The sequence below is a fragment of the Microvirga massiliensis genome, assembly GCF_001006805.1.
GTDB classification, from domain to species: Bacteria; Pseudomonadota; Alphaproteobacteria; order Rhizobiales; family Beijerinckiaceae; genus Microvirga; species Microvirga massiliensis.
In genome coordinates, this window is the sequence record NZ_LN811353.1 from 35,975 (window position 1) to 45,080 (window position 9,106).

Annotated in this window: 10 protein-coding genes and 1 pseudogene; 8 read left to right on the forward strand and 3 right to left on the reverse strand. The window is 63.5% G+C overall.

What is annotated here, in order from left to right:
• Positions 1-95: 95 nt before the first annotated feature.
• Entirely contained in the window at positions 96-1,574 is a 1,479-nt protein-coding gene (locus BN1233_RS12815) for an FAD-dependent oxidoreductase (RefSeq protein ID WP_147707216.1), read from the reverse strand.
• Positions 1,575-2,264: 690 nt separating this feature from the next.
• On the opposite strand from BN1233_RS12815, the gene BN1233_RS12825 reads away from it, so the two are divergent.
• The 6 genes and pseudogenes from BN1233_RS12825 to BN1233_RS49655 all read left to right on the forward strand — a co-directional run.
• A complete protein-coding gene (locus BN1233_RS12825; RefSeq protein WP_048709094.1) occupies positions 2,265-2,576 on the forward strand; it encodes a twin-arginine translocation signal domain-containing protein in 312 nt (103 codons plus the stop codon).
• A 392-nt stretch (positions 2,577-2,968) separates the two neighbouring features.
• Complete coding sequence (locus BN1233_RS50530) at positions 2,969-3,256, forward strand: alpha/beta fold hydrolase (protein WP_280517142.1); 288 nt, start codon at positions 2,969-2,971, stop codon at positions 3,254-3,256.
• Positions 3,244-3,813: an alpha/beta fold hydrolase gene (locus BN1233_RS12830; RefSeq protein ID WP_280139447.1), complete on the forward strand. Its 570-nt coding sequence runs from the start codon at positions 3,244-3,246 to the stop codon at positions 3,811-3,813. Before BN1233_RS50530 ends, BN1233_RS12830 begins: the two co-directional genes overlap by 13 nt.
• Positions 3,814-3,866: 53 nt before the next feature.
• On the forward strand, positions 3,867-4,178 hold the full coding sequence (locus BN1233_RS12835) for a putative quinol monooxygenase (RefSeq protein WP_046864004.1): 312 nt from the start codon (positions 3,867-3,869) through the stop codon (positions 4,176-4,178).
• Positions 4,179-4,507: 329 nt separating this feature from the next.
• Entirely contained in the window at positions 4,508-4,966 is a 459-nt protein-coding gene (locus tag BN1233_RS12840) for an AAC(3)-I family aminoglycoside N-acetyltransferase (protein ID WP_063776702.1), read from the forward strand.
• Positions 4,967-5,004: 38 nt separating this feature from the next.
• Positions 5,005-5,127 (forward strand): annotated as a pseudogene (locus tag BN1233_RS49655) (sugar O-acetyltransferase); the annotation flags it as partial.
• A gap of 33 nt (positions 5,128-5,160) precedes the next feature.
• Here BN1233_RS49655 and BN1233_RS12845 read toward each other — a convergent pair.
• A complete protein-coding gene (locus BN1233_RS12845; protein WP_046864005.1) occupies positions 5,161-5,748 on the reverse strand; it encodes a cytochrome b/b6 domain-containing protein in 588 nt (195 codons plus the stop codon).
• Positions 5,749-6,098: 350 nt separating this feature from the next.
• Between BN1233_RS12845 and BN1233_RS12850 the strand changes: the two genes are divergently transcribed.
• The gene (locus BN1233_RS12850) at positions 6,099-7,079 is read left to right on the forward strand and encodes an ABC transporter substrate-binding protein (protein WP_046864006.1); all 981 of its coding nucleotides are present in this window, start codon (positions 6,099-6,101) and stop codon (positions 7,077-7,079) included.
• A gap of 302 nt (positions 7,080-7,381) precedes the next feature.
• Here BN1233_RS12850 and BN1233_RS12855 read toward each other — a convergent pair whose 3' ends face one another.
• Positions 7,382-7,789, reverse strand: coding sequence for a DoxX family protein (locus tag BN1233_RS12855; RefSeq protein WP_046864007.1), 408 nt, complete (start codon positions 7,787-7,789; stop codon positions 7,382-7,384).
• 478 nt (positions 7,790-8,267) lie between these two features.
• Here BN1233_RS12855 and BN1233_RS12860 point away from each other — a divergent pair, with 478 nt between their 5' ends.
• Complete coding sequence (locus BN1233_RS12860) at positions 8,268-8,738, forward strand: VOC family protein (protein WP_046864008.1); 471 nt, start codon at positions 8,268-8,270, stop codon at positions 8,736-8,738.
• Positions 8,739-9,106: the final 368 nt, after the last annotated feature.

Below are 9,106 nucleotides of genomic sequence, written 5' to 3' on the forward strand. Positions count from 1 at the left end.
GGTCCTGGAGCCACGCCGGCCTCTTCATCCGTGCATGGGCAGGGCGTAGGCGACCACGCTGCCGCGAGCCCGGCCTCCAGCGGGGCCAAGGCCCGTCAGACCTCCCGAGGAGCGAGCGGCTCGCGGGCGGGTCCATGGATCACCGTTCCGTCGCGCTCGAACATCGAGCCGTGGCACGGGCAGTCCCAGGTCCGGTCAGCATTGTTCCAGGTCACCGTGCAGCCCTTGTGGGTGCAACTCGCCGAGACGGCATGGAGATGGCCCCCTTCGTCGCGCCAGACGGCAATCTTCTCCTCGCCGCGGGTGATCACGCCGCCCTGGCCCAGGGCGATCCGTGCCAGATCGTCGACGAGCGACTGCGTATCACCGCTCTGATGGAAGTCCTCGGGAGCGGGTCGGTTCGGATCGTAGAGTTTGCCCCAGCGGCGCGAGCCGGAGGCGATCTCCGAGGCGATCTGGAGGCCCGCGGCCGTGCCGTTGCTGATGCCCCAGCCATTGAACCCGGTCGCCACGAAGAAGCCGGGCGCCTCCTTCGGGTCCGGCTGGCCGACATAGGGCACGCGGTCCGCGGTGTCGTAGTCCTCGTTGCACCAGCGCCAGACCGCCTCGCGAACCGGGAGATGGGCGCGCGTCCAGGCCTCCAAGTCGCGGAAGCGGTGGGCGACGTCGCCGTCCTGCCCGGTATTGAAGCGCGGGCCGAGGGTTAGGATCACGGGACCGTCCGCATCCCGGCCCGTGCGGATCGAATGGGTCGGGTCGTCGATGCTGATGAACATGCCGTCGACGGCTGCCGGATTTTCGGTGCGGAAGGCCATCACCACGTGGCTGCGCGGCTGGGTACGATTGGCATAGCCAACCGGGCTCTTCACGGTGATGTTGGTCGCGATCACCACCTGCCTGGCGTGCACCGTCCCGTAATCGGTTCCGATGCGCCATCCTTTGTCGGGCTCGAACGACTTGGCACGGCTCTGCTCGTAGATCCGCCCGCCCCGGGCCTCGACGGCATGCGCCAGGCCCACGAGATAGCGGGCCGGGTTGAACTGCGCCTGATCCGGGAACTCCAGCGCTCCGGCCGTCGCGAAGGGGAGGGGCGCTCGATCGAGGACGCGTGCATCGAACCCCAGGTCCCGAGCAGCTTCCGCCTCTCTCTGGATGTCCCCCATCCGGCTCGAATCGCACGTGTAGGTGTAGGCGGACTTGGGCTCGTATTCGCAGGCGATGTCGAAATCGGAGATCCAGGTGCGGATCATCGTGAGCGCGGTCCGGTTCGCATTGGCATAGGCCTGCGCGCGTTCACGGTCGAAGGCGTCGATCAGATGGCGGTAGATCAGGCCGTGCTGCGCGGTAATCTTCGCCGACGAGCGCCCGGTCACCTGCCGCCCGACTCGACGCGCCTCGAGGACGATGACCGACCGGCCCGCGGCGATGAGAGAGAGGGCGGTCGTCAGCCCGACGATGCCGGCGCCGACGATCACCACGTCGCAGTCCTGCGCGCCCGAGAGGGCCGGGTAGTCCGTCCTGGGCGCGCTCGCGACCCAGCAGCAGTCCGGCTTTCCGGGCAGGGGCAGATTCATGATGAGACCTCCTGGGTCGCGAGCGAGTCCGGGATCCGCAACGGTGCGTTGTGGATCCAGGGAACTCCGTTGGGCTCAAGCTGGGACATGATGATCAAGCGGCCCGGCTGGCGATGGTTCCTGGGTCTCGGTGTCTTCGTCCGTTGATCCGAAGCCAGCCTGGGCTTGTCCCGGCCAGGGCGTGGCGGCGTGGGCGCGACGGTGTCAGCGCCCGTCGCATTGGATGCGGAAGGCGCGTCCAGGTTCCCGCGTTATGGGCAACCGGGCGCGCACGGGCGAGTCGCGGCGCGCCAGGATGGCCCGGCCGATCTCGCACTGCGACGGGGCAGGCGGTCGCGACAGCGCGCTTCGCGCATGTCAGCGCTGCTCGTCTGAATGCGTTCCGCTGTGGCGAGCCGCTGGAGAGCCCGGAACGCGGCTCAGATCAAGCGGGTTGATTCCCGAGAGGCATTCGACCGTGCGATCCGCAGGGCGAAGAGGCGGAGTGCATGGACATGATCCGAGGGCCGGAAGGTGCTGCCGGCAACTCGGTCGGTGGTCAGGAGGATTTCGCCTCGCCGATAGGGCGGGCGCGGACAGCGGCGGCCTCGACCCGAGGGTTGGGCGGCCTGCTTACCAGCACGTGGACGCTCGATCCGCACGAGCGCATCACGCCGAGCGTGGGGGCTTCGGTTACCAACGGAGATCGCCATGCCCGAGCAGCGGAATCGCGTCACCTTGATCGGCCCGGATGGCCGTGCCGTCTCCCGCCGCGTGTTCCTGAAGGGCACCCTGCTCGGCGCTGCCACGGCCGGCACCGGTGCGCTGTCGGCCTGCATGCCCATGACGGAACGCGGGATCCCCCGGAACGTGCCGAAGCTTTTCGCGCTCTACCAGGACCGGCCGAACGGGTGGGAGCGCTGCGGACGATGCCGGCATTTCCGCGCTCCGCACGGCTGCGAGATCGTCGAAGGCCGGATCAGTCCACGGGGCTGGTGTCACTACTTCGAGGCGAGAGCCTGAAGGGGAAGAGGACACCTATGGGCTGACGATCCGCCCCTATCCCGGTCGGGAAGGGGCTACCTCTCGCTCACCGGCATGGGAGAGCGGCAGGGCGGTTCAGATAACGCGAGAGAGATTGGGTGACGGCGAGCGGCCGCTGATTCAAGTGGCCCATTGACGGGTCGCGCGGTCGAAGGCCGCGATTGTTGGAGGAATCGAGAGGATGCGATCGTTCTCGCCAAGAACGACTCTCTTCCAATGACCTTGTCCATTACCTCCGGCGTAATCGACACCGTGCACCGTGCCATCCATGGTCATCGCCCCTGAACGGGCGGGTGAAAGACACCGGGCGCCATCTCTGTCGTAACCGGCCTGCCTGTTCGTGACAGCGAGAACCGTAGGTGATCGGCAAGATGAACATCGCGACGAAGGATGCCCGCATCCTGCTCCCGAACCGCATCACGACGCAGGATGGCACCGCCCTGTTCTATCGGGACTGGGGCGCCGGGACCCCGATGCTGTTCCTGTCGGGCTGGACGCTCAGTTCGGACATGTGGGCATATCAGATGGAGCCTCTGTCGCGTGGCGGCTTTCGCTGCATCGCCTATGACCGGCGGGCCCATGGCCGATCGAGTGATCCGGGCCGGGTTACGACTTCGACACCCTTGCGGACGACCTCGCCGAGGTCGTGCAGTCATTGAGTTTGGAGAACGTGACGCTCGTCGGTCACTCCTTCGCGAGCGGTGAGATCGTCCGCTACCTGTCGCGCCATGGGACGGACAGGGTCGCGCGAGTGATCATGGTGTCGCCTGCCGCGATTCCCTTTCTTCTGCGGACCACCGACAATCCAGGCGGCATCGACAGCGCGGCGATCGAGCAAGCACGACGCGCATTCCTCGGCGATTTTCCCGGATGGGCCGAGGCGAATGCCGAACCGTATTTCGGGCCAGGCACGTCACGGGCCGTCATCGACTGGACCATCGGGATGATGACTCGGACGTCACTGCAGGCGGCCGGCGAGCTGAACCGGATCCAGATGTCGACCGACTTCAGGCCGGAACTAGCAAGAATCGAGGTTCCCACGCTGATCATTCACGGGGACAAAGATGCCTCGGCGCCGCTCGAACTGACCGGCCGTCCGGCGGCGGCCCTGATTCCGGGAGCACGGCTCGAGGTCTACGAGGGTGGTCCTCATGGCCTCTACTTCACCCACAAGGAGCGCCTGAACCAGGACCTCGCCTGCTTCGCCCGTGAATGAAACCGATGACATTCCCGCCGCCCTTCGAGCGTGCGCCGACTGAGGATTGATGGATGCCTGTCACCTATGTGATCAAGTTCGAGGTCGTGCCGGAAAAGCGCGACGAGTTTCTCGAGTTGCTGAACGGCGTGCTCGACGCGATGCGCGGCGAACCGGTGCTCCATCGCGCGATCCTGCACCGGGATCCTGCTTCAGCGAACCGGTTCATGCTCTACGAGACATGGGAAAGCCACGAGGACGTTCTGGCAGTCCAGGTCAATCGCCCCTATCGCGAGGCTTGGCACCGGGCGCTTCCCGAGCTTCTCAGCGAGCCACGTGATATCTCGATCTGGGAGCCCATGCGTGCCAATCTGCAAGCCATCTGACATGGACGGGAGATGCCGCTCGATTCGATGGCCGTGTCAATGATCGCCTGCGGTCCTTTCGGAATTCAGCAGGAAAAGCACCTGACACGAGAGGAGCGACCGGTTGGATTCGATTGGCTGCCACGGGAGCGAACCAAACAGAAATGGGATTTCTCGAGAGTACGAGTCTCGGTATGGGCCAAGGAGCATAATGGCCAGTCATACAAATCCAAGCCAGCTTGCGCCGCTCAAGAACCGAAGCATCGGATTGGTCCTAAAAGTGGAATCTACTTTTGGGTCCGATGCTATACGACGAATCGCGATATGCATGGATGATGTCTCCTGCGCCTATGATGATTCTCCGCCTCAGGCCTACCCACGTCGGGCTTTTTCGGAAGCTCAATGCGTTGTTCGGCGATGCCTTCGCCGATCCCGAGACGTACGGGGCCGAGCCGCCGAGTGACGCCTACCTGGAGGGAATCCTCGCGAAGGAACACGTGATTGCTCTCGTGGCCCTCGCAGGAGAAGAGGTTCTGGGTGGGCTCGTCGCCTACGAACTCGACAAGTTCGAGAGAGCACGACGCGAGTTCTACATCTATGACCTTGCCGTCCGCGAGACGCATCGACGGCAGGGAATCGCAACCGCTCTCATCCAGCATTTGCGGGGCATTGCCGCAGAGCGCGGTGCTTGGGTCGTCTATGTCCAGGCCGATCATGGCGACGATCCGGCCATTGCGCTTTATGAAAAGCTTGGAATTCGTGAGGAAGTGCTGCATTTCGACATCGGGGTTGAACCAGTCGTCCGCTAGCTGTTTGGTGGCGGAACAGCGTTGGGACCGGGTGTTGGGCGATCATCCTGCCAAGCGTCTCGATCGGCAGTGATGCCATGATCGGCGTAGGCAGTGTGGTGATCTGCGACGTGCCCGCCGGAGCAACAGCCTTCGGCAACCCCGCACGGGTGCGGGGTTGACAACCCACATCTGTATTGGAATGCGCTGGTCGATTATTCGGCCCTCTTGCGTCCGGTGACCATCGCCAGGACGAGGTTTTCCCGGTGAGCGAGGCTTGCCAGGACAACGCCGCCGACATGCAGGACGACCAAGAAAAGCGTGATGTTCGCCATCGTCTCATGGACTTCCTTGATGAGAAGCGGCGGGCGGCGTTGGCTTGGAACGCGCGGTGGACGCTCCACTTTGGCAATTATGCCAGAGAGCGGGCCCTCTCCGCGATCCGCGGCCAGGTTCGCCATTCCGGTCCCGGCTGTCACGGCGATCATGAACAGAAGCGCCACGATCATCGCGCCCCCGGCAGGGCTGTGGCCGACGTATCGCCGAGAGGAGAAGCGGACCAGGCCGGCGAGATAATCGAAGACGCTGCGGGGGCCGCGCAAGAAGCTCACGAAACGTGCGTGCTCCGGACCCGTGAAGCCCCACAGAACCCGGGCGATCACGAGACCCGCGATCAGGTAACCAACCCAGGTATGCAGCCACAGCGGCTCGTCCGTGAACCAGTTGAGAAGGACCCCGGCCGCGATCAGCCAATGGGCGATCCGGATAAAGGGATCCCAGACACGGATTTCGGTTGCAGCCATGACATCCTCTTGTCTTGCCGGTTTCGGAAGCGCCGCATCGCGCCCTCGCGGACAAAGTGGGGGCTGAGGAGGCGCGGCAGTAGGTCATGTTCACCCTGGGCTTGTTCTGGCTTGCGTTGCATCAGAGGCCATCCGAACCAGAAGAACAGGAATACGCCAGGCACGGTGTCCTTCCCCTGGTTTATCCCCGTACCTTGGGACTGTTGCGTACACGGCCATCCGCGAAGCTCGTGTGGAGGTTCTTGAGAATCCGATGTGAGCCACAGGGCGAACCCGGATGTCGCCTTCTGGCAGCCCACGACAGAAGCGACGGCTACGGGTATGCTGAGGCAAGATGGGGAAGTGTCTTGATGAAACGGCGCGAATTCATCGCACTCCTGGGAAGCGCGGCTACCGGGTGGTCGCTCGCCGCGCGTGCGCAGCAGCCCACGATACCCATCGTCGGCTTTCTCCGCAGCACACCGTCCAAGCCCTTTGCGCATCTGGTCAAGTCATTTCGGGAGGGGCTGAGTGAGGTCGGGTTCGTCGAGGGCCGGAATGTAGAAATCGACTATCGCTGGGCGGACAATCACTTGGAGCGGCTGCCAGGTCTCGCGGCCGATCTGGTTCGCCGCCAGGTGGCCGCCATCGTCGGGAATGGCCTTGCGGTGCGGGCCGCCCAGGCCGCGACCGCGACGATCCCCATCGTGTTCGTGCTGGCCGACGATCCGGTCAAGAGCGGCCTTGTCTCGAGCCTTTACCGGCCGGGCGGCAATCTCACGGGGGTCACGTTCTTCGGTGGCGAGTCGCTTGGGGTGAAACGGCTCGAGCTGCTGCACGAGTTGGCCCCCAAAGGTTCTGCCATCGCCGTACTGCTTGATCCGCGCTACCCCGAAGGCGGCAGCGAGCTGCCGGCCGTGGAAGCGGCCGCGCGCGGATTTGGGCGGCCCATCGTGGTGGTGAGAACCGAAAGCGAGCATGAGTTCGATGCCGCCTTCGCGGGGATTATCCAAGCGGGCGCCGGCGCGATCCTGGTCAGCGGCAGTCCCTTCTTCACGAGCCAGCGAAAAGCGCTCATCGCGCTGGCGGCACATCATGCCATCCCGGCGAGCTATGATTTGCGCGACTACGTGGAGGATGGCGGCCTGATCAGTTATGGGGCGAGCATTGCGGGTGCCTATCGTCAGGCGGGCACCTATGTCGGCCAAATCCTCAACGGCGCCAACCCTGCCGAAATGCCCGTCTCGCGGGCGACCACGCTCGAGATGGCCATCAATCTTGGGACGGCTAAGAGGCTCGGCATCAAAGTCCCGGACGCACTCCTCGCCCGCGCCGACAAGATAATCGAATGAGGAAAGAGCCCCCTGGCTACAATCCATGAAACGCGCTTCTGCGAAACTGCTGGGCGCGTTTTCGAGCCCGTGCGGGGGCTACTCGATCACCTCGTCTGCCTGAGCAACAAGCATGGGCAGGAGCTCCAAGCTCAGGGCCTCTGCGGTCCTGTTGTTGATGACCGGCTCCATTTTGCTGCTCGGGTCCCGATCATTCCAAACCTATTGATGTGGCCAGAGCCACCCGCGGCGATATCTGCGTCCTTCGCTCCATCGTCTTCCAGCTCGACGTGGATCGTGATCAGTCCGCCTTCGAGAGCCTCCTACGCCGTCCCTTGCCGATCCCGCAGGGCATCCAGGCTCCAGGGACCCGGCCCGGCAAGCGTCAGGTAGAGGAACACGAAGCAGTAGAGGATCGCGGCGTCACCCCCGTTCAGGACCGGGAAGAAGTTCCGGGGCGCATGGGACATGAAGTAGGCCACCGCCATGTCGCCCGCGAGGAGGAACGCGACCGGACGCGTGAAGAGGCCGAGCGCCAGCAGAACGCCACCCACGATTTCAATCACCCCTTGGATCCCGAGCAACGAGAACAGAGCCGGGCCGGGATTGGGAGATGGTGGGAAGCCCAGGAGTTTCTGGGTGCCGTGCTCCAGGAACAGAAGCGCCGTCATGATCCGCAGGATGCTGAGCATGCGCGGCGCCCAAATGGAGGTGAGAGCCGTCCGGTCCATGGCTGACGTCCAGACACTTGATCGGGCGGGCACCGTATGCCCCGGTGGCATCCCCCGCCAGACACAACCCGGTGAGGAAAATGGGAATCGCCGGATCGAGACCGTGCGGGCGAAAGGCTTGCAACGGATAGTCCTCGGCAGGCTCAGGGTTTCCTTGCCTGGTCGGGGCCAAGCCCCGTCGGATGGCCGATCGGCAACCGAACGCGGCCCGAATCCCGCTTCCGTCCCAAGCGCATCACGTATGCATTTTGCCATCATGCACCGGGCACATGGCTTGCTTGCTGTTCATGAGTGGACGTGCCAGCGCCGACCAGCTGCTGATGCAAGAGAACGACCTCTGTGCGAGAAAATTTCCACCGTCCTGTCGGGCGCCGCTCTCTCCAAACGTCCTGAGGATGTGCGTAAGGCGGACACCGGCTGTTCGGATGATCCAAAGCTGCCGATGTCGGTTCAGGCGATCTCTGAGGGGAGGACGACCATGAAAGTTATTCAAAATCTCTGGTTCGAAAAGGACATGGAGGCGGCGATTAACTTCTACACGTCCTTGATACCTGGTTCGGCTATCGAATGGATCTCCACGATACCTGCGGATACCCCCGGCGGCCCGGCGGGAAGCGTCAAAATTGCGTCCTTTACCCTCGGCGACCAACGCTACATGGCGATCGAGGCGGGCCCTCTCGACCCTTTCAATCACAGCTTCTCCATCATGGTTGAATGCGACACGCAGGCGGAGATTGATCGGCTCTGGGACGTCCTCAAAGAGGGTGGCTCCACGGAACAATGCGGCTGGCTGCGAGATCGCTGGGGGCTCTCCTGGCAGATTTCACCCAAAAGGCTCGATGAGCTGATGAAGGATCCGGACCACGCGAAGGCAAAGCGGGTGACCGAGGCAATGCTCAAGATGGTGAAGTTCGACATCGCAGAACTGGAGGCCGCTGCCGGAGGCTAAACGGAAGCATCGATGATACGCACTGGGTTGTCCTCGTCGACCCAACTGCCGGGGCTCACTGGAAGCAGTGTGGTTTGGCTGCGATCCATGCCTTCGGCAAAGCGTTCCATCGGATTCTCCGAACGTCATTGGGTAAGCTGCCACCGGCCGCGTTTTCACACAGCCAGGGTCAAACCTGGCAGTTGAGCGGAGCCTCGTGGACGTCGGCTTTCGCATCGTTGATTGACCGCAAATGCAAATAAGCCAATTTGCGTTTGAGCGAGCGATTGCCGGATGCATACGATCTATCCGGCATTCAGCAGCAAAAGCCATCAGACTTGATCCAGCCCTTCCGGTAGCCTCCGGCTCCACTTCTATGAATCCTTCTA

Bases quoted from the DNA above. Each gene is read 5' to 3' on its own strand.
- BN1233_RS12850 (WP_046864006.1), top strand. From the start codon at position 6,099: ATGAAACGGCGCGAATTCATCGCACTCCTGGGAAGCGCGGCTACCGGG.
- BN1233_RS12845 (WP_046864005.1), bottom strand. From the start codon at position 5,748: ATGGCTGCAACCGAAATCCGTGTCTGGGATCCCTTTATCCGGATCGCC.
- BN1233_RS12855 (WP_046864007.1), bottom strand. From the start codon at position 7,789: ATGGACCGGACGGCTCTCACCTCCATTTGGGCGCCGCGCATGCTCAGC.
- BN1233_RS12860 (WP_046864008.1), top strand. From the start codon at position 8,268: ATGAAAGTTATTCAAAATCTCTGGTTCGAAAAGGACATGGAGGCGGCG.
- BN1233_RS12815 (WP_147707216.1), bottom strand. From the start codon at position 1,574: ATGAATCTGCCCCTGCCCGGAAAGCCGGACTGCTGCTGGGTCGCGAGC.
- BN1233_RS50530 (WP_280517142.1), top strand. From the start codon at position 2,969: ATGAACATCGCGACGAAGGATGCCCGCATCCTGCTCCCGAACCGCATC.
- BN1233_RS12840 (WP_063776702.1), top strand. From the start codon at position 4,508: ATGATGATTCTCCGCCTCAGGCCTACCCACGTCGGGCTTTTTCGGAAG.
- BN1233_RS12835 (WP_046864004.1), top strand. From the start codon at position 3,867: ATGCCTGTCACCTATGTGATCAAGTTCGAGGTCGTGCCGGAAAAGCGC.
- BN1233_RS12825 (WP_048709094.1), top strand. From the start codon at position 2,265: ATGCCCGAGCAGCGGAATCGCGTCACCTTGATCGGCCCGGATGGCCGT.